At 60.2% G+C, this 19,764-nt stretch carries 15 protein-coding genes, 7 pseudogenes and 1 other annotated feature; of the genes and pseudogenes, 9 read left to right on the forward strand and 13 right to left on the reverse strand.

The genetic code is table 11. From position 1 onward, the window contains the following. On the forward strand, positions 1–324 hold a 324-nt coding region (locus AC3WLX_RS34575), incomplete at its 5' end, for a hypothetical protein (protein ID WP_492339202.1). A 781-nt stretch (positions 325–1,105) separates the two neighbouring features. Here AC3WLX_RS34575 and AC3WLX_RS34580 read toward each other — a convergent pair. The 6 genes and pseudogenes from AC3WLX_RS34580 to AC3WLX_RS34605 form a co-directional block, all read right to left on the reverse strand. Then, a pseudogene (locus tag AC3WLX_RS34580) lies at positions 1,106–1,572 on the reverse strand (DUF411 domain-containing protein). 24 nt (positions 1,573–1,596) lie between these two features. After that, positions 1,597–2,370, reverse strand: a complete 774-nt coding sequence (locus AC3WLX_RS34585) for a cytochrome c3 family protein (RefSeq protein ID WP_492339203.1) — start codon at positions 2,368–2,370, stop codon at positions 1,597–1,599. Beyond that, a complete protein-coding gene (locus AC3WLX_RS34590) occupies positions 2,367–3,071 on the reverse strand; it encodes an iron reductase (RefSeq protein ID WP_492339204.1) in 705 nt (234 codons plus the stop codon). The genes AC3WLX_RS34585 and AC3WLX_RS34590 overlap by 4 nt, the downstream gene beginning before the upstream one ends. Before the next feature lies 1 nt (position 3,072). Next, on the reverse strand, positions 3,073–4,833 hold the full coding sequence (locus tag AC3WLX_RS34595) for a 2Fe-2S iron-sulfur cluster-binding protein (protein ID WP_492339205.1): 1,761 nt from the start codon (positions 4,831–4,833) through the stop codon (positions 3,073–3,075). Positions 4,834–5,218: 385 nt separating this feature from the next. Continuing rightward, entirely contained in the window at positions 5,219–5,956 is a 738-nt protein-coding gene (locus AC3WLX_RS34600; protein ID WP_492339206.1) for a Spy/CpxP family protein refolding chaperone, read from the reverse strand. A 267-nt stretch (positions 5,957–6,223) separates the two neighbouring features. After that, positions 6,224–6,340, reverse strand: a complete 117-nt coding sequence (locus AC3WLX_RS34605; protein WP_492339207.1) for a hypothetical protein — start codon at positions 6,338–6,340, stop codon at positions 6,224–6,226. Between the two features lie 5 nt (positions 6,341–6,345). On the opposite strand from AC3WLX_RS34605, the pseudogene AC3WLX_RS34610 reads away from it, so the two are divergent. Further along, positions 6,346–6,858 (forward strand): annotated as a pseudogene (locus AC3WLX_RS34610) (IS3 family transposase); the annotation flags it as partial. After that, positions 6,436–6,547 (forward strand) — a sequence feature (AL1L pseudoknot). It overlaps the preceding pseudogene by 112 nt. 27 nt (positions 6,859–6,885) lie before the next feature. On the opposite strand, the pseudogene AC3WLX_RS34615 reads toward AC3WLX_RS34610, so the two are convergent. Both AC3WLX_RS34615 and AC3WLX_RS34620 read right to left on the reverse strand, forming a co-directional pair. Continuing rightward, positions 6,886–7,090: pseudogene (locus tag AC3WLX_RS34615) on the reverse strand (transposase); the annotation flags it as partial. A gap of 1 nt (position 7,091) precedes the next feature. Continuing rightward, positions 7,092–7,382 (reverse strand): annotated as a pseudogene (locus tag AC3WLX_RS34620) (IS30 family transposase); the annotation flags it as partial. Positions 7,383–7,424: 42 nt separating this feature from the next. Between AC3WLX_RS34620 and AC3WLX_RS34625 the strand changes: the two are divergent. Further along, a pseudogene (locus tag AC3WLX_RS34625) lies at positions 7,425–7,729 on the forward strand (IS3 family transposase); the annotation flags it as partial. A 943-nt stretch (positions 7,730–8,672) separates the two neighbouring features. Next, the gene (locus AC3WLX_RS34630; RefSeq protein WP_492339208.1) at positions 8,673–8,918 is read left to right on the forward strand and encodes a hypothetical protein; all 246 of its coding nucleotides are present in this window, start codon (positions 8,673–8,675) and stop codon (positions 8,916–8,918) included. 85 nt (positions 8,919–9,003) lie between these two features. On the opposite strand, the gene AC3WLX_RS34635 is transcribed toward AC3WLX_RS34630, so the two are convergent. Then, complete coding sequence (locus AC3WLX_RS34635) at positions 9,004–9,303, reverse strand: hypothetical protein (RefSeq protein ID WP_492339209.1); 300 nt, start codon at positions 9,301–9,303, stop codon at positions 9,004–9,006. A gap of 201 nt (positions 9,304–9,504) precedes the next feature. Here AC3WLX_RS34635 and AC3WLX_RS34640 point away from each other — a divergent pair. Together AC3WLX_RS34640 and AC3WLX_RS34645 are read left to right on the forward strand one after the other, a co-directional pair. Next, a pseudogene (locus AC3WLX_RS34640) lies at positions 9,505–10,477 on the forward strand (IS110 family RNA-guided transposase); the annotation flags it as partial. A gap of 213 nt (positions 10,478–10,690) precedes the next feature. Then, on the forward strand, positions 10,691–10,861 hold the full coding sequence (locus AC3WLX_RS34645; protein ID WP_492339247.1) for a copper resistance protein B: 171 nt from the start codon (positions 10,691–10,693) through the stop codon (positions 10,859–10,861). 356 nt (positions 10,862–11,217) lie between these two features. On the opposite strand, the gene AC3WLX_RS34650 is transcribed toward AC3WLX_RS34645, so the two are convergent. Next, positions 11,218–11,715, reverse strand: a complete 498-nt coding sequence (locus tag AC3WLX_RS34650; RefSeq protein WP_492339210.1) for a hypothetical protein — start codon at positions 11,713–11,715, stop codon at positions 11,218–11,220. Positions 11,716–11,973: 258 nt separating this feature from the next. On the opposite strand from AC3WLX_RS34650, the gene AC3WLX_RS34655 reads away from it, so the two are divergent. The 3 genes from AC3WLX_RS34655 to AC3WLX_RS34665 are packed head-to-tail and all read left to right on the forward strand — an operon-like array spanning position 11,974 to position 15,994. After that, positions 11,974–13,338 (forward strand): MBL fold metallo-hydrolase RNA specificity domain-containing protein, encoded by a 1,365-nt coding sequence (locus AC3WLX_RS34655; protein WP_492339211.1) that lies wholly within the window; start codon positions 11,974–11,976, stop codon positions 13,336–13,338. Then, positions 13,290–14,867: a thymidine phosphorylase family protein gene (locus AC3WLX_RS34660; RefSeq protein WP_492339212.1), complete on the forward strand. Its 1,578-nt coding sequence runs from the start codon at positions 13,290–13,292 to the stop codon at positions 14,865–14,867. Before AC3WLX_RS34655 ends, AC3WLX_RS34660 begins: the two co-directional genes overlap by 49 nt. Further along, complete coding sequence (locus tag AC3WLX_RS34665; RefSeq protein ID WP_492339213.1) at positions 14,864–15,994, forward strand: ribose-phosphate pyrophosphokinase; 1,131 nt, start codon at positions 14,864–14,866, stop codon at positions 15,992–15,994. Before AC3WLX_RS34660 ends, AC3WLX_RS34665 begins: the two co-directional genes overlap by 4 nt. Before the next feature lie 1,739 nt (positions 15,995–17,733). On the opposite strand, the pseudogene AC3WLX_RS34670 reads toward AC3WLX_RS34665, so the two are convergent. From AC3WLX_RS34670 to AC3WLX_RS34680, 3 genes and pseudogenes are all read right to left on the reverse strand, one after another. Then, positions 17,734–17,915, reverse strand: a pseudogene (locus AC3WLX_RS34670) (helix-turn-helix domain-containing protein); the annotation flags it as partial. Between the two features lie 180 nt (positions 17,916–18,095). Next, positions 18,096–18,509, reverse strand: coding sequence for a DUF1622 domain-containing protein (locus AC3WLX_RS34675; protein WP_492339214.1), 414 nt, complete (start codon positions 18,507–18,509; stop codon positions 18,096–18,098). Then, positions 18,503–19,717, reverse strand: coding sequence for an OpgC domain-containing protein (locus tag AC3WLX_RS34680; protein ID WP_492339215.1), 1,215 nt, complete (start codon positions 19,715–19,717; stop codon positions 18,503–18,505). Before AC3WLX_RS34680 ends, AC3WLX_RS34675 begins: the two co-directional genes overlap by 7 nt. Positions 19,718–19,764: the final 47 nt, after the last annotated feature.

The raw sequence follows: 19,764 nt of genomic DNA on the forward strand, positions 1-19,764 counted from the left end.
AAGGTGGGCGACATCCTCTCGGAATCCACGGGCGACTTCATATCGGTACGCCTGGGCGACTTCGTCGGAATCCGCACCCGCCGCCACATCATCCAAATGCTGCGCCGGTTCGGCGCTCGTGCGGTGGTGCTCATGACATCCCCCGAGCGCACGGGATTGGTTGGTGTGTTGAGCAGCGACGTCATGTTGGCCGATGGCAAAGGGCAGGGCCAGCGAAGGCGATATCGACCCAAGCAGATATGCGACGGCGAAAAGCCATCCCCACCATCTTCGCTTTGGTCGCGTCAAGCTACCCATCTGATACCAACTTGCTTCAGAATATAGCTTCGGTTAAGCGACCGCCAATAGCAAGCAACCTAAGAAAATAGGCAAATTGCGCCTGGACGACGCCTTCTTCCTTCGGCCGGGCCCGGTTCCTATCGATTTTTCCCAGCCTTCCTCCGCGGCCCGATGCGCGGCTGACCGGGGTCCAGCGGGAGCACTGGGTATGTGTATGGCGGAGATATTTCAACGGCTTGGGCCGGCGAGCCACGCGCTTCGTTCGGCCAGTAACGCCGGTCCGAAATGGTGGCGCCGGCCATGACCTCGACCGAGGGCACGATAGCGAGCAGGGGCACGATGAGGCAGAGAGTGACGCTCTTGTTCATGTTTACCTCGGCGCTTGCCGTTGCTCGCACGCCTCGGAAATATTGGCTTTCGCCTGTTTCGTTTCGCAGCGCAGCGCTTCCTGAACATCTCAATTTTACAAGCTGCTAGCCCGCAACTCTTGATTCAAATCAACTCTGCCGCCGCATCAACTACCTACGGGCCCCTACCGTGTTGAGTTACGGGTGCAAACTCCTGGCCCGTAAACAGATAATAGCCGTCCCGGCTGAGGGCATTAGCGACGGACTTTCTCCGCAGGCAAGCTTGACGCGCATCGCTTCCTTTCAAAATGCGAACGAACCGCCAAACCTGGGCCCAACAGCAAATTTGGAATCTCTGTGTGCGTAGGTACGACGGCGTAGAAGTCGCGCGCAAATGTGCTGGCAAAGAGCACGTATGCCGGCGATTGCTTGCGGTGGGTCAGACCTCGTTCGTCTTCGCTCCGCATACCGACCCGCACCTATCCGACTGCCTCCAAGCCGACGAACTGCATAAATGTGCGGCGGCCGCTTGGACCAAATAAAACGACTGAATACCGCTCGGGTTTGCCACCCATCCCAGGAGATCCCGATGGCATTCCGGCAACAGCGATGCCGGCCGCATCCGGCCGTTCCTCAAGCAGCCTTCTGATGGCGATCGCCGGAACGTGGCCTTCCACAACGTAGCCGCCGATTTCTGCGGTATGGCACGCTCCCAAATCGGCGGGTACGCCTAAACGGCGGCGGATACCATTCAGGTCCCTCGTTCCATGACCTTAACGGCCAATCCGGCAGCTTCGAGATGCTTGGCCCAAGCTCCGCAGCAGCCACAGCTAGGATCCTTGTGCACAAGTACCTCGGAAGATGCGGCCGGGAGCGGAACGGGCGCCATCACCAGTCCAAGAACGGCTGCACAGACGAATCGACGGGAAAGTTGAGGCGATAACATCAGAGGCGGCATCGGGTTTTCTCCTCAGTGGTGTTTATACCAGCCGATACCCTTGATGTCATTGAAGGAATCGGTGCGGTGGCAAAGGAAGCACTCCTTTACGGTGGCATGCATCTGACCGGTGAGCACTTTATCCATCATAAAATGTTCCATGTAATGGCTGGGCGGCGCCTGATGACATTGCGCGCATTCCTTCGAGGCCGGTGAAGGATGCAGGAATTGCGCAATCCGCCAGGAACCGAGTTCGTGGCAGCCCGCGCAGTCACGTCCGAACAGCCCGCGGTGCGGCTCTCGATTGCTGTGACAGTTGGCGCAGTCGAGACTTGCCTTTTCCCGTTGGTCGGACTTTGGCAATCGAAGGAATTCCTTTAGATCAACCGCCATCTGCTCGGTGATTGCGCGGGCGGAGGTGTTCGGGGCTGACGAAAATGCCCCGATGCGCAGGAGCGCCACGTGATCCATCCTGGTGGGGCGGACGCCGCCCTTATGCTCGATATGGCATCCCCTACACTCTTTGCTCGTCGCGTGAAAAGCTGTCGACTGCTTGCCCAGATCGGCGGCGGCCGTCGTATGACAGCCTATGCAGGCGGACGCCTGGACGCCCTTCGTTGGCGTATGGCACGTTTCGCATTTCTTGGACAGAAACGCATGCTTTTCCGAAAGCGGGCCAGGGACGACGGCATCTGTCCAGCCGGAAACCGCCAGGGAACCGTCGCGGTACAAACCGATCGATATCGCCGCCACGCCTGTGATGGCGAGCGTCACAAGGGCCATATAGATGAAAGAGCGCACGCTCACGTAAGCCACCGCAGTCCGTAATAGACTTCGCCGGCGATGTGCAGCGCCAGCAGCGCGTACATTGCAATTGCCGCAATCACGTGGAGGCCGATCCACTGCATGAATATCTTCTTGACGGCTTCTTGAGATCCAATCGCGTATTCTAGATCCGCAATGCCGTCGACGAGCTGCAACATCGGTACCTCTTGCAGAGCTGCTGTTCCTACCTGAGGACCGTCAGGATCGGCCATTTCGCGAGAGGACAGGTTGAGCGCCGTCCGGTCATAGGCGGACCGCAAAGTTGACAGATAAGCTTGTTGCTCTCGAATTTCGGTGGCGGTCTGCGGCAGGTAGTATCGACCCACGAATCCGGTCACCACAACGACCAGCATGCTGGCGATGAGGCCTATTCCTATCGGACTTTCGTACTTATGGCCGCTATGAAGAATAGCCAAAAATGATGCGGCAATGCCGGCATAAACGTGAAAGCTGAGGAGGACCTTCATCGATACCAGCCGCGTGACAAGCGTCCTGAAGCTTCGGCTGTATTTCGTGAGCGGATAGACGAGGAGAAGAACCATCAGCGTCGCGGCGGACGTGCCCAAGGCAAAGCCGGCCAGGCTGCCAGCAAATCTCGAATCGGAATGAAGCAAAAAGGCGGGAACGAGCAGCAAGAGGCTCGCGAGGACGATATCGACGATGAGGCGTCCTCTTTCGCTCATATTAAGCCTCGACGACCAGATTTCCGATCGACTTGGCCTGGCAGGCCAGGATCATGCCCTGCGCTTTGTCTCCCTCCGTCAACGCCTCCTGTACCTCCATCGTGACGGACCCTTCCAGGAGATGAGTCTTGCAGACTCCGCAGATGCCTGCACGGCAGGAGAAATCGATCGGCACGCCGACCGACTCGGCGACTTCGAGGACGCTCTTGTCCGGAGGCAACGGAGCAACTTTGTCCGACTTGGCGAAGCGAATTGATGCTGTGGCCGGCCCGATCGCTCGCGCGCCATCATGGTCGGTGCCACTTTCGGACTTGCGTTTTTCGATGATCGTCATTCCCGGAGGAGGGACAGCTCCGAGCGCAGGACCAAATGCTTCGGTCTTGATCTGTTCGGGCGGGATACCGAGCTCGCCAAGCAACTTCCTGAGCGCCTCCATCATCCTCGGAGGGCCGCACAGGTGAACCCGTCGCTTCGCCAAATCGGGCACGGATCGCACCAAGAAATCGCCGGTGATCTGACCCTCGGCACCCATCCATGAAGTACCTGCGGCCCGCACCATGGTCGCAGCAACATGCAAATTGTTCATCTTGCGCTGCAGGAACTCCAGTTCATCCCTGAAGATGAAGTGCTCCGTGGTTTGTGCGCCATAAACCAGAAAGATCTGCCCCGGCCATGCAATATCGGACAGGTACCGCACTGCAGCCATCAACGGCGTGATTCCCACGCCGCCGCCGATCAGCACCACGCTATCGGATTCTTTTCCCGTGAAGGTGAACGAGCCCGAAGGGGCCATCACCTCAAGGAAGTCCCCCTCCTTGATCTGGTCGTGCATGTAATCGGAAAAAACTCCGCCGTCCTCGCGCTTGATCGTGGTTTCCACGTAAGCGGTCTGGGCAGCAGACGATGCGATCGTGTAAGACCGCCGGACGGTCTTTCCATCGATTTCGGCGGAGTAGGTCAAAAACTGACCGGGCAGGAAGCTGAATGGAATAGCGTCTCCCGCAGGGTCCTGAAGGCGGAATGTTTTTACACTGGGCGTTTCCTTGTAGATCGCACAAACTCTGAGCCTACCCTTCCAGAGGCCGCCCGGCTTCGCCGCAGCGCTGCGTCTGCCAGACTCGGATGGAAGGGGCCCGCTCCCAACGTAAGTTGGCTGGCCACTCACGCTCGCTCGTGGCGGAACTATCGGAGCCTTGAGGTCCGTCGCCCCGCGCGCTGGAGACGCCGGAGCGGCAGGAGGCGATGACGGCCCGGGCGCCGGCGCGCGAGTCAGGCGATCAACAAGCGCATTGGCCCTGCGCATCCGCTGCACATAGACAATAAGCATTCCGGCAGAGAAGATCGCGAGGAGCGCCATTGTAATGACGTGGAACCAGGAGATTCCGAACAGGCCATCCGTATTCCCGTGAAGCTGTTCAGGCGTCGCGAGGTTCATCTGAGATTTGAACCAACTCTGCGCGATCTGTTGCGGAGGCCTTCCCTCATTCAGCGCCCGCAGCGCGGTAACTCCGCTCTGGACCTGGTTGAGGGAATCGCGGATTTGCTTCGCCGCCTGATCCGCCGCGCCGATGTCATCCCCCGCGATTGCATGCCGCAAATTCTTTTCGGCGGCCGAGATGCCATCAATGTCTGAATTGATCCGGCCGCGAGCCTGAGATTCCAGGTTGAGGCGCTGCTCCGGCGAAAGCGGCGGCATCTCCATCAACGATGGATAGAACTCCTTGCGTGGGCGGCCCATCATTTCGCCCATCATGTTCATCATGCCGGAGTTCGGCGCGCTTGATGAAGGCCCCGGTGAGCCGACGCCTGGAGTACTTGGTGGAGTAGCTGGGCTATTCGACTGAGGTGCGGCATCAGCTCCGGGATTCGAACCGCCGGGATGATGCGCCGAATGTTCATCTGCCGATTGGGCGAATTGCCGCCTTCCGTTTGACCATTCAACCCCGCGCCGATCGTCCGCGGCATCAATCGCGAACCCTGGCCCGATAGCCTGGGCGCTCTCCCGCTGAGATATGGCACCGTTCGGCGAGACGCTGGCGAATACCGTACTCGCAGCAAACCAGCCCCAAAAGGCCAAGGCACCGAGGGCACGTCGACATCCGAAAGACAACACGACTCTCGACATGACCTCTGCTTTCAAGGCATCGTCAGAACGTCGCGATCAAGGGCAGTAGGATGGCGTCTGCCGTCTTCTTCTGGTCGTCGCTCAGGTTCGCATATAGACGATTGAAGGCGGTGCGAGCTGCCTTGATCGCTTCCAGGCGTTCCGCCAGATGGCGCTCGTAATGCTCGATCCGCTCGGAACCCGAAATTTTCTCATCCACGACGAGGAGTTTGCGTGCATCCAGCAAATGCTGGCGGCTGGAGCGTAGCGCATCGGCTAGGAGGTTCCAATCAGCCGATTGCTTGTCAGTGATCTGCAACTCGGCCTTCAGGAAGGCGATCCGCCCTTCCAGCCGCTCAGTCACGTCCGCCGGTCCGCTTACGGTAACCCCGGCGTCGGGCGCCATACCGGCTTTGGGTGAGGGCATCTGACCGTGCATCATCCGCATCATCCGCATCATGTCATCCATGCCACCGCCCATGTTCTGGGATTGGCCGCCGGATTGCCCCATTCCACCCATCGGCCCCATTCCGCCCATCGGCCTCTGCATGGGCATCTTCATCCTGTCGTCCATGCCGCCCATGTTCTGGGATTGGTTGCCGGACTGGCCGCCCATGCCGCCCGAGCTGTTGGATGAGTCGGACTTCATTTTCATTTCGTCCATCATCGCAAGCTGCAAGGGATTTGCAGCCGCTGCTCTTGCCGTTGACGGCGCGGCTGGCGCCAGACCCAGGACGACGAGCGCGACTGCGGTTCCGACGAAATTTTTCATATTCTCCATGGACGGCTCCAATCCCTGTTGATGATCACCCATCATTCACCTACCATTTCGAAGTCAGGGCAGGTTGACGCAGATCAATTCAGAAAGACGGATAACCTATTAGATTATTACACGAATAGTTGATTGCGAGCGGACAGGCGGCCTCTCGGAAAATCGGGGTGAATGCTTGGCTAGGAGCTTGGATCCTCGTCGGACATGCCGGTGCCCCGATGGAAAATTCGAGGGCTATTTCGAACTGAAAATAGGAGCGAGTGGCAACCCGCAGGTTCAGAAACCGGCACGATCCGTATCGTCCGGCGCAGCCGCATGCTGCCGCCAAGGCAAGCGGCCTTCGATTTCGATCTGCAGCGAAAAGCTCATAAATGTTCGGATCACAATGATCACTGCGAGGACCCCGAGTCGATCAAACGAGGGAACGATTGCTTGAGCGGAAGAAGGGCGAGCTTCGCCCAGGCCAATGAGATCCTGCGCAAGATGTCGGCATATTTTGCGATGGCGGAGTTCGACCGCCGGTACCATGATCGCGTTCATCGACGATCACCGCGAGGTTTATGGAGTCGAGCCGATCTGCAAGGGTTGCCGATCGCCCCCTCAAGCGGCGCGATTCAGCCAGGCTGTCGGCGCGCGCCAGGCCGGATGCCAAGCTGAAGATCGAGGTTCGGAGAGTCTTCGGTGAGGACTTCCGGGTCTATGGCGTGCGCAAGATCTGGCGACAGCTCAAGCGCGAAGGCTTCGATGTTGCTCGTTGCACAGTGTCGCGACTGATGCGGCACATGGGCTTGCGAGGGATAATCCGCGGCGAAACCGTCAAAACCACGATCAGCAACAAGGCCGCGCCATGCCCCCTGGATCACGTCAACTGCCAGTTCAAGGCGCCAAGGCCGAACGTCCTTTGGCTCTCGGTAGTCGCAACACCAATTCGTTTTTACTCATGACAGCAATTCGTCAAGCGCTTCTGCCGGCGTTTTCCAGCCCAGTATCATTCTGGGTCGCTCATTGAGAGCCGCTGCTACAGCGGATATCTCGTCGGCGCTGTGGATGCTCAGGTCTGTGCCTTTCGGAAAGTACTGCCGCAGCTAACCCGTTGGTGTTCTCGTTGGTGCCGCGCTGCCCAGGGCTTTTCGCATCGCTGAAGGCCCTGCACCTTTAGTCGGGCAATTTCCTCGCGTTCAGCCGAGGAAACACAGCGCCTGGAGAGAGGCTTGGCCGAAGATCTGAACATCGCTGGTGGCATGCCGCCTGCCTTTCGGAATAATCTGCTTCCGACCGGTTGCTAAAATCCGGCCTCAAACGCAGCATCTTCGCTGCTCTGGCCTATGGCAATCGCCTTCCAACATCGATGCTATTCATCGCGTCCGGCCGCAGACGGCCGGCCTGCCAATGGCAATGGCGCTCGTTCTGACCGCGCCGAACGTCTATCTTTCATCGCAACTTCCACTTCAGGGTGTTGCGACGACCGTTGGAATCCGCCCAATACGTCTCGATCAAATATACCGAGCGCCTGGCGGAAGCAGCGTCGAGCTTCTGTCTGCAGCGTCGGAACCTATGACAATGCTCTCGCCGAAACCATCAACGGCCTCTACAAGGCCGAAGTGATCCACCGTCGAGGTCCATGGCGAAACTTGGAGGCCGTCGAGTTCGCCACCTTCGAACGGTCTATTGGTTCACAACCGCAGGTCGCTGGAACCCATTGACAACATACCGCCGGCCGAAGCCCCGCAACGCTACTACGCCATGCTGAACAACAGGCCATGGCAGTATAACTTAACCTAAACGGCCTCGGGCAATCCCGGGGCGGTTCAGATCGCCGACAGCCCGGAGAGGTCGATCGAGCTGTCTGGCAATCTTGAAGGACGATTACTTAGAGCCAGAGTGCGGTGCGGTGCTCGAATTAGTCGACGGGCTAGCACCGGTGGTCGAGGGTGCATCCTGCTTCGAATCCGAACCGCCTCGGTGCATCCGGCCGCCCATCCTGTCGTGGTCGCTTTCCATCCCCTTCCGGCCCATCCTGCTATGGCCCATGCCGTCCCGCATCATTCCCTGTCCCATGCCTGGCGCTGGCTGGGCAGGCTCAGTCTGCTGAGAGGGCGCATCCTTTGGGGTATCCGGGGTCTGCTGCTGGGCCGAAGCCACTGCCGACGAGTTAAGGGCAATAGCCAAGCCGAGAGCCGCCGCGAGGCTCCTTTGACCGATTGTCTTCATCATTCCTCTCCCACAAGGTTTTGCTGCCGGTCTCGATAACCGGCAGTCACCACCGTATGGCGCTCCGGGGACCGCAGTTTGACCAAGGTCAACTTGGCGAACGCATGTTGCGGGAGATTTTTCGGATCCCACTGTAATAAAACGATCTTCAATGACGTTATTATAATGCTGCCGCAGCAGGTGCTTTTGCTCGCGGTCGGCGGCCGCTGGTGCAGGGCTGCACGGGTGCACTCTGTCGAACTCAATGAGCCGACGTTTTGGAACAATCGTCGAATGGATGTTGAAGCTTCGGAGGACATAGGCCGCAGCCAGCGCTGGTCATCGCGAAGGCAACCCATAAGATAGTGGCTTTGAATTTCGGGCTAGCATGCTCATTCTTTCAGCATTCCTCCAAACTTATTTGCCCCCAGTCCTTGATCTGGCTCAACCCACATTCGCGGCGCATCGGGTTGATTGCCGGTCAATCAGACGCCCGTTTTGATTGTTCCCATTCGGTCAAATAGGAGGGAGAAACATGAATATCCTCAAACTGTTATTTGCCGCGAGTGTCTTGTCCTTTGTTGCGCTTCCCGCGATGGCGCAGTCGAGCCCCGAAGAAGGGAAGGGTGGCAGCCACCACTATTTTGGTGGAGCCAAGTCCGAGGTCCCGCATCACATAGGTCGCAAGAAGCAGAGGACTGGCTCAAAGAAATCCGGTCCGAAGGGGAGCCATCATTACAGCGGCGGCCCGCGTGAGCCCCACCACATCGGACCAAAGTAACAGCAATTGGACTGAGATCATTCTGCATGATCGCGGCGCGATCGCTTCGTCTCAGCGTGGCAATTCCTTAATGTACTTTGCGACGTCAGTTCAGCGTCGCCTCTTGGCCCGTTTCCGGTACGACGCTGCTCCATCGCAATTCGTTCGCGATGCGGACACGGCCTTCAGCTCTCCACAGGTGAAAGGGGAAGAGCCGGCTTGTGAACTTGCGTTCTTGGCATATCGGGCGTCCTGGATAGGTGACCTTGCCCCATAATCCAGTTTGAAGCGGCTGCTGGCCGACGCCATGCTGGACAACGCGGCGCTTTAAGGATCTGTTGGGAGAGATGGTGACGCCCGAGGCCAAGCGGATATGTACGGTCGCGGGAAAATCGATCTGCTTCAAGCTAGGTTGAACGGCGACAGAAGAGTCGGCGCTGCACCAGACTTGCGTCAGAGCCAATTTTGCACACGATGACTTAATTGCGGTCGGCGCCCGCGGCACGAAAGATCCGCTATTTTCAAGCCTTCCACAATCTTACGAATCGGAGGGGCTATGAAGCAATATGTTGGGCTGGATGTCTCGTAGAAAGAAACGTCAGTATGTGTGGTCGACGAGGTAGGTCAGGCCTTGTTCGAGGGAAAGGCCAAGTCCGACCCGAGGGCGCTCACGGCACTGCTTCGCAAGCGAGCTCCACACGCCGAGCGCATTGGTTTTGAGACGGGGCGATGGCGAGTTGGCTGTGGCACGAGCTTCGTAGGGTTGATCTTCCACTGGTCTGTATCGACGCTCGGCATGCGCACGCGGCTTTTTCAGTGCGCATGAACAAAAGCGATCAGAACGATTGCTCGAGGTCTGGCCGAACTGGTACGGGTTGGCTGGTATCGAGAAGTCAAGGTCAAGAGCGAGGAAAGTCAGAAGATCCGTGCGATACTCGTGGCGAGATCCCGGCTCGTGGCCATTCGTCGAGATATCGAGAACCAGGTCCGCAGTCTCATCAAAGAATACGGCTTGCTGTTCCCCCGTGCGATCAGGACTGCAATTCCGCAATCAGGTTCGCGAACGATTGGGTGAAGATCATCAGCTCCTCAGTGCGATCGCGCCACTTCTGTCGATCCATGAGCAGATCTGCAAGCAACAAGGCACATTCGACAACGAAGTCCGCCAGTTGGCGAAGTCGGATGAGGCGACGCGTCGCCAATTGACGGTTCCTGGTGTTGGCGTGGTGACTGCCTTGACGTTCCGCCATACGATCGATGATCCATCGCGCTTCCGATCGGCATCAAGCGTCGGCGCCCATCTGGGTCCTACACCGCGGCGCAGTCAATCTGGCGAAACGGACATCAACGGAAAGATATCCCGATGGGACGACCGTCTGCTCCGGACTTGCCTGTCCGAGGCGGAGACGGTGCTGCTTTATCGCACCAAGAAGTGGTCTTCCCTCAAGGCTCGGGGAATAAAGCTCGCCAAACGAATTGGCATGAGAAAGGCAAAAGTCGCCATCGCCCGCAAGATCGCCGTGATCCTCCACTGCGTCTGGGTCGATGGCACACCGTTCGATTGGGGTCGGGCGAAGGACGTTGAGGCGTCCGCCCCGGGCATCATCATGAGGCGCTGCGCGACCTCGGAAAGGACCATGACCCCAGCGATGGCATCAGGCCCAACGACGCCAAACCGCAACTGGACTGGCATCGTCATCACCCGCGCTCGCCCTGTCTACGTAATGGCGGGCTCCGACAGGTCGAGCGCTACAGCCTTCAAGAAAGGAGACACCACTTGACATCAAACCGCAATTAAAGGACCGAATGACAACAAGACCCTCGTCTCTCGCGTTGACTTGCGGTTTCAGTTGCAATCCGTCCGAGCTGATCTGGGGAGAGGCCTTGCGGACTTCGAATTGGCTTCTCGCCTTCGCTATGTTGCTCCATACATCGGGGTGAGTTGGGATCGCGAGGTAGGATAAACCGACGATCGCATTAAGAAATCAGAAGCAGCGTCCAGCGTAAATTTCGCGGCCGGAGTCTGGCTGTTCTGGTGATCGGAGCACGAACCGGCAGGAAGATACGGTTTGCGATTTCGCTTATGTTACCGCTCCTTGCCGCATCCACCAACGCTGTCGCCGGCTCCACGATCTCCGATAGGAGGTGTTGGCCGAGCGGAGTGGGCTCGGCGCCTAAACCCGGCCAATCCCGCCGGCTTTCGCCCCTCAGCCCCCATATTGGGGAGATAGACGCAAGAAGCCGCGTCGCCGGTGAGTGAACCGAGGAAAGCAGGGGCCCCGGACGCTGCACCTTGGATGATCTCAGGACCGCCTCGGACTCAGGTCGCCTGAAACATGCGACGGACCGCTCTCGCGAAGCGGGTCACCACGTAGGCGTCGAAAGTGTAGTTGATGATTTTCCGGACCAGATGGCGACGACGACCTCCAACATGGGTAGCTTTGGAATGGGGAGCGGCAGCGCCATCAGGCCCAACAGTGCGAGCGGGCCATATCGCGAGATCCAGCCAGAAGCCTGGGCCCAGGCGCGCGTACTCGCCAATCGGATATCGTTCCGCCAACAAACTCCAGCCTAGATGATGGAAGGCGAAATAGAATCCAATCGCCGCGAGCGAACTTCCCGTCGCGGCCCACGCCGCTACGCTGATCCAACGTCGCCTGTTGGTCAGCGTTCCAACGACGACGAGCCATTCGACGGGCACCGTCAGTGTGATCGTAGCCAAGAACGACAGAGCGCCCAGAAGAGGCGCAAACTCAGGCCGGTCCCCCTGGCGGACGATCGATGCCAGTGCTCGCCTGGTCATCGCGTGCACAATCATTCGAAATCCTATGATCGCGTAGGTGGCGCGCGAGCCAGCGACCCCGGTCCCGCGCGGGCCGATCATCGCGTTCGGTCCCGGGGACACCATCCCCAAGGAAGCTGTTGCGCGCAGCGCAAAGTGGAGCAAATCGAAGGTCTGATTTTTTGATGCACATCAAGGAAGCGAGCAGAAGTCGGCGTACGGCTTGTACGACAACGGGCTGCGCGTCTTTCCTTAGGGCAGGTCACGCCGACTAACCGTATCGGGAGGCCAAGGGTGACTTTACGATTGTCGTTCCTGGGTGGAGCCGGGACAGTTACAGGGTCCAAATATCTACTCGAAAATGCGGATCACCGGCTGCTGATCGACTGCGGGCTCTTTCAAGGCTTCAAAGAGTTGCGGCTTCGGAATTGGGCGCGTTTCCCGGTGGATCCCCGCCGGATCGACGCGGTTCTTCTCACGCATGCCCATCTCGATCACACCGGTTATCTACCGCTATTGATCAAGCACGGCTTCGACGGGCCGGTATTCTGTTCCTCGGCAACAGCGGATCTATGCAGGGTCCTGCTGCCGGATTCCGGCTACCTGCAGGAAAAGGATGCGGAATTTGCGGACCGCCATCAGTTCTCCCGGCACAAGCCCGCGCTGCCGCTCTACACTCTGAAAGACGCCGTGAGTTCTCTGGAGCAGTTGAGGCCCGTGGAATTCGGGCAGCCGCTGGATCTGCCCGGAGGCGGATCTGCCGTGCTTCGACGATCAGGTCATATATTGGGCGCGGCTTCGATCCAGCTTGCCTGGAACGGTAGAACACTCGTCTTCTCCGGCGACCTCGGCCGATACGGCGACGCGACCATGGTCGATCCTGTTCCGATCGCGCACGCCGACTACCTCGTCGTGGAGTCCACCTACGGAAATCGGCGGCACGACGTGGCGGATCCCGAGGATGCTCTCGCCGAAGTCATCGGTCGTACGGTCGGAAAGGGCGGGACCGTCATCATCCCGGCATTCGCCGTGGGGCGGGCACAAAGTTTCCTGTATCACTTGCATCGCCTGAAGGCTTCCCGACGGTTGCCGGACATACCGATATTCCTCGACAGCCCGATGGCCGTCGACGCGAGCAGGATCTTCTGCAGGCATGCCGCCGATCATAGACTTACGGAGCGCGAATGCCGCGATGCCTGCGCCGTCGCGCACTACGTCCAGAGCGTCGAAGAATCGAAGGCCCTGATGGCGAACTCGATGCCGAAGGTGATCATCTCGGCCAGCGGAATGGCCACCGGCGGCCGGGTCCTGCACCATCTGAAAAGCTACGCGCCAGACGGCAGGAATACTATTCTGTTCGCGGGCTTCCAGGCCGGAGGAACGAGGGGTGCGTCCATGGTGGCCGGTGCCGATAGCATCAAAATCCACGGACAATACGTGCCGGTTCGTGCGGAGGTAACGAACCTGGAGATGCTCTCGGCCCACGCAGACGCGGACGAGATCTTGAGGTGGCTGAAGGGCTTCAAAATCCCGCCACGCCGGACATTCATCACGCATGGGGAGGCCAGCGCATCCGACGCCTTGCGCAAGCGAATCGAAGAGGAAGTGGGTTGGACCTGCGCGATACCCGATCACGGCCAACAGGTGGATCTGGCATGAGCGGAGTTCGCCAGCTCGACCAGCCGCCCGACGGGCACCGGGTCCGCGTCCGTCGACTGGGCGTCGACACGCAGTTCGAACCCGTAGTCTTCATGCACAAGGAGTGCGCGGTCTGCCGGTCGGAGGGATTCGTCGCGCACAATCGGCTGCTGCTGCGAGCCGGGGAGCGGCATGTCATCGCCACCCTGTATCAGGTCACCAACGACCTGATCGCACACGACGAGGCCGCGTTGTCGGAATCGGCCTGGAGCCGGCTTGAGCTGAGCGACGGAGACACCATTGCGATCAGCCATCCGGATCCCCTGATATCGCTGAGCCACGTCCGAGGTCGGATCTACGGAAACGAACTGAGCGACGCGGCGCTGCTTTCGGTGACCTCGGATATCGTCGAGGGGAAATATTCCGACATTCACCTTTCGTCGTTCATCACGGCATGCGCGGCGCGTCCGCTCGACCATGACGAGGTTCTCGGACTGACCAAGGCGATGGTGGAGGTGGGCGATCGGCTGTCCTGGAACGCGGAGGTCGTGCTCGACAAGCATTCCGTGGGCGGACTGCCCGGAAACCGGACCACGCCGATTATCGTGTCCATCATCGCGGCCCTCGGGCTGACGATGCCCAAGACGTCGTCTCGCGCCATCACTTCGCCGGCCGGCACCGCCGATACCATGGAAACGATGGCGCCGGTGGACCTGGCCATTGCCGACATTCATCGCGTTGTCGAACGAGAGGGAGGGTGCGTCGTTTGGGGCGGCGCGATTAGGCTCAGTCCGGCCGACGACATCCTGATCCGCATCGAACGTGCCCTCGATCTGGACTCCGAAGGCCAAATGATCGCATCGGTTCTGTCCAAGAAGATCGCGGCAGGCTCGACCCATCTCATTCTCGACGTGCCGGTCGGGCCGACCGCCAAGGTCAGGAGTCGTGAAGCGGCGGACGCTCTGTCGGCGGGACTGATCGCGGTTGCAGACGCGTTCGGGATCAAAGCAAAGGTGATTCCTGGAGACGGCACCGAACCCATCGGCCGCGGGATAGGGCCGGCGCTGGAGGCCCACGATGTCCTGGCCGTTCTCCAGTGCGCCCCATCGGCGCCGCGCGACCTCCGTGACCGAGCCGTAGCCCTCGCCGGCGCGCTGATCGAACTCGGCGGACTGGCCGAGCACGGACGGGGAGCGGCCACGGCAGCCCGAACGCTCGACGATGGCCGCGCATGGGCCAAATTCCAAAGGATCTGCGAGGCCCAGGGCGGCATGCGCACGCCGCCGGGCTCGAGCCATCGCCAGCCACTTGCCTCGGTCAGAACCGGACGCGTGGTCTCGATCGACAACCGCAAGATCGCGAAGCTCGCAAAATTGGCAGGTGCGCCCGAAGCCAAGGCAGCAGGCATCGAACTGCACGTGAGGCCGGGCGATACCGTATCGATTGGACAGCCTCTTTGCACGGTGCATGCGGAGGCGAGAGGCGAACTTGCCTATGCCATGGACTATGCCGCGGCGAATCCCGACATCATCACGGTCCAGGAGCGATGAGCCAGACTCTACTTATTCCGATGCCGGGCAACGAGCGATTGGCGGGGCGGCTTGCCGACGAGCTCGATTGCGAAACCGGCGAATTGATCACGCGGCGATTTCCGGACGGGGAGACCTATCTTCGCTTCAACACCGAGCTCGACAAGCGATCGGTCGCCATCGTCTGCACGCTGGCGCATCCTGATGACAAGTTCCTGCCCCTCATCTTTGCCGCCGCGACCGCGCGCGAGCTCGGCGCCTCGAAGGTCGGACTGGTCGCTCCGTACCTCGCCTATATGCGACAGGACCGTCGCTTCAATCCCGGCGAGGCGGTGACGTCCCGGCAGGTGGCGCATCTCATCTCCGGGGCCTTCGACTGGATGGTGACCGTCGACCCGCATCTGCACCGGTACGGCGACCTGAGCGAGATCTACTCGATACCCACGCGCGTCGTTCATGCGGCTCCGCTGGTTTCGCGGTGGATCAAGGAGAACGTCGAGAAGCCGCTCATCATCGGCCCGGATAGCGAGAGCGAACAGTGGGTGGCGGCGGTGGCAGGCGAAGCCGAAGCGCCCTATTGCGTCTTGGAGAAGGTCCGCCATGGGGACCGGGACGTCCGGATCACGCTTGGGAATCTCGACGCCTGGAGGGGACGCACGGCCGTGCTGGTCGACGACATCATTTCGAGCGGGCGTACGATGATCGAGGCCGTCCGGCTGCTCGCCGCGCAGGACTGGCCGCCGCCGGTCTGCATCGCCGTCCACGGATTGTTCGCGGACCGATCCGACGAACTGCTCGTCGGCGCCGGCGCTCGGGTCGTGACCACGAATAGCGTCGGTACCGGGAGGAGCGAGATCGACATCGCGTCTCTGCTCGGGGAGGCGATGGGGGCTCTCGCAGACCTTCGGCCCGCCCGATCCGCGGGGCGCCGGCCGCGCCTCACGGATCGTGAAAACGCGTGGCCCTACGCCCGGGCGGTCCAGCCTCACATCCTCTTCATGGGGGCGCTGCCCGGCATCGGCACCATGCCGAGGATCATCTTGCGCTGTTCCGCGGTGAGGAGGTTGGCGGCTTCGCCGACCGCGCGTACGAATGCGAGCCTCGCGTCCGATTTGATCTTCTCGATTTCGTGCACTTTGCTTCGATGACGGCCACCTCCAGTTGCTCGAGCATCCAGAGCGCCTGTTCGGCTACTTCGGCCTTCCGCTGGGCGGCATATTAATCGAGCAGCGTGCGCTGCTTTATAGAGTTCAACGCGCTCGATTGCTCGAGGCGAGCCGAGGGACGGCGTCGAGGTCGACGATGCCGCATTGGTATCGGCAGCACCGGGGACGCCGGGTGAGGGAGAGCCCGTCGCCGGAGCAGTTGGCCGGGGCGGGGTGCTCGTCAACCGATCGATCAGATCGTCCGCCCGGCGCATCCCGGAAAGGTAGATCATCAGCATGGCCACCGCGAACACAGCAACCAGTGCCATCAAGACGACGTGAAACCAACATAGACTGATAGGTTCGACGGGCTCTGCCGGCGCCAGATTCGTCTCTCCCTTGAACCAATCCAGCGCGATCTGCCGCGGTGGCTTTCCCTCAGCGAGAGATCGAAAAACCGTGTTGCCGCTCTTAACCTGAGCCAGCGCCTCGCGGAGGCGGGAGGCAGCCTGTTCGGCGCCGATCGTGTCGCCCGCGGCGTTCGCATGGCGAAGCGCGCTTTCAGCGCTGGCTATCTCCTCGGTCCCGGCGCTGATCCATGCGCGCGCCTGCGCCTCGATGCGATGACGCTGCTCCGGAGAGAGGTTCGGCATCGCCATCAGCGACGCGTAGAACTCCTTGCGGAGGGGCCCATGCATCCCGCACCCATGCACCCGCCCATCATATCGCGCATGGCGCGACCCGCGCCGGAGCCGCCCGAGCCCATGCCGGGCACCGCTGGAGCGAGGCTCGGGCTGCCTCCAGCTGAATTGCTCTGCAGAGTCGGCGAGGTGGCTGGCGGCGATGTCGTAAGTGAATCGGGGGTGTCGGCCCCGCCCTTTGGATGGAGTTAGGAGTCCTCGTCAGGACCTCCGCAAGGACCGCTCTGGGTGGATCATCGTCAAGGCGTCTGCCTGTTCTGATCCAGCGCGATGGGAAGCTCGAAGCTGCCGAAGCAATATCCAAAGCGGAGCTGCCAGGTTGGTTGAGATGACTTTGGACCGGTCGGGCCCATGTGTTGGGCCCATGCGATCAGGAGGCTCGCGGTCAATACGACGCGCGCCACCTGCCCTGGCATGGACTGCCCCCGCAGCCTTTTATCAGGACCTGGCGGCCAGTGGCAGCAGGATCGCATCAGCAGTCTGTTTTTGAGTTTCGTTCAGCGTGGGATAAAGATTGGTAAATGCCGTTCGGGCCGACTTCACTGCCACTCGAGGCATTCGGCCAGGTGGGGCTCATAATGCTCGGGCCGGTCCGCCGAATTTGCCTTGTCCTCCATGACGAGGAGGTTGCAAGCATCGACCAGATGCTGCCGTCCCGGCCGCAGAGAGTCGGCCAAAGCATTCCATGCGGCGAGTTGCTATCGCTGATCTGGACCTCCGCTTTCGGGAAGGCGATCCGTCCCTCGATGCGCTCGGTGACGTACATTGAGCTGGAGGAGTTCGGCCGTCCCCGGCGTCGGGCCCATATCGCTCCGCATCATCTTCCCCATCATCGTCATCATGCCATTCTGAGACTGCCACATGGAGCTTGGCAGTTCTCCTGCATCTTTGCGGGCGGCTTCATACGGTCGTCCATCATCATGCGAATCTTACCATCCCGCTGAGGCTGGGCGCCGGGCATGCTCGCGCCGCCTGACTTCCCATCGGATCCGGCTGCATCGGCTTCATGTCGTCCCTCGCAAGAAGAAGGCCACGGGGCGCCCTCGTTCGCGAAGTTTGCATCTTGCCGGGCGCAACCGAGCCGGTCGCCCGCCGCCGCTGTGACCACTTCACAACCGACGAGGCTGCAACGCCAAAACGCTCCGCCACAGACCGGCAGCTCTCGCCGGCCAATACGGCGCCACCACACGCTCGCGAAGATCCAGGGAAAGAGCTTGGGTCATGCGATGCTGGCCTCCAATCCAGTCAGCATCTTGAATCACAATCCGCCAAAAACCGGAATCCCCTCCGATTCAATTAAGCGATGAAACGCTCTTGAGCCGGCGCTGGCGTGGAAAACCTGATACGGCGAATCGGGGGCATACTTGACCTGAGTCAAAAAACCTCACCGGAGGAGATTGCCTTCAAAGTTCACCATCTTCCGAGTCAGCCGCATCGGCGCGCTCGCGACGCCAAGGCAACCGGCCGTCGATTTCGATCTGGAGCGAGAAGCTCAAGAACGTGCGTATCACGATGATCAAGCCAAGAACCGCAAGCCGCTCGAGGGTCGGCACGATGGCCACCATGCCGATGATGTCTGCTGCGATCAAAAATTCGAGGCCGAGCAGGATCCCGCGCCCCAGGTTTGCTCGATAGGACCGGAAAGCACCGCCCCATTCACCGCGAAACATCTGCGGGATGGACCATGCGCTCGCTGCGATCACGGCGACTACGATGACCCCGACGCCGAGGACTTCCACGATCGCGGCGATCCAATGGAGTGTATGCAGCACGATGGCTCTGGCATCCGTGCTGAGAACGAGCTCGGAAGTCAGCATTTCGACTCCTTGGTCTTTTTCATGGATTCCGCCGCCATGGTGACCGGAGAGGGTGCTGCAGCCGCCGGGGGCACTTGCGTCTGCGGCGCCGTGAACGCGTACTTGTCGATCTTCTTCGACCAGGAGCGATAGTATGCAACGCCGGTCATGATGGACAGGCCGGCCGCTCCTACTAGGACCTGGACGTAAAAAGCGTTCGACGTGGCGTCCAACACGAAGTGCGCAACGAAGGAAAGAAAAACCCCGACGCAAAAAACCTCGAGCGATTGTTGGCCGCACTTGATCAGCGGACGGAAGATCGGCCAGCCGAGACCGGACCAGTCGAACGGGATGGATCTCACGGCGAGAAGAGCCAGGGCCAGAAGGTGCAGGATGCGATAGGGAGCGAGGTTGGTCTTGTCGTTGGGGCGAAAGGCCTGCGTAAGCTGGCTCACTATCGGAGAGTCGATTTCGGGAATGAGCGTCGCAAGCGTCGCCACCAGGGCGAACAACAGGAAAGCAACGCTGAGAACCAAAGGGGTCAGAGCGGTCACGATTGGGCGGACCGTCCGAGCCCCCCCGGCCGCAAGCCATGCTCCCAGCACGAACAGCAGCTGCCACGTGAATGGGTTGAAGAACCAGTCGCCGGAGGGATAGGAAGGCAGATTCCAATGTAGAAATCTGGCGGCGAAATAGAGCAGCAACGATCCGGCCAGCGCCCAATTTCTGTGGCGTAGCATGAGCCACAGGACCGGGGGAAAGGCGCCCATCAGGACGATGTACAGAGGAAGTACGTCGAGATTGAGCGGCTTGAACTTCAGAAGGAGCCCCTGCGTTAGTGTCTCCACCGGGAATTCCATCAAGTGCGCGACGTTGAATTGGTCCATCAGATGCGGAATGTCGAACCGGTGCGCCAGGTAGTGGACCGACGTGAGATAAAATATGAACAGAAGCACATGCGCGACGTAAAGCTGCCAAACGCGCCGAAGCAGTCGGGTCGCGCCGATCAGGAAGCCGCGTTGCACCATCATCCTGCCGAACACCAGGGTGGCGGTGTAGCCGGAAATAAAGACGAACAGGTCAGCCCCGTCGCTGAAGCCGTAGTTGCGCGAGGTCAACCACGCGAGCGCCGTGCCGGGAATGTGGCCGAAGAAAATGGCCCAGTTCGCCACTCCGCGGAAGAGATCGAGCCTTAAATCTCGCTCGTTCGACGGGACGAAGAGGGTCATCGGATACGACTCCGGCCTTGCTGCTGATAGGGGACTCGCGAGCGCAT

The sequence above is a fragment of the Bradyrhizobium sp. FW305-F6 genome (genome assembly GCF_058782905.1).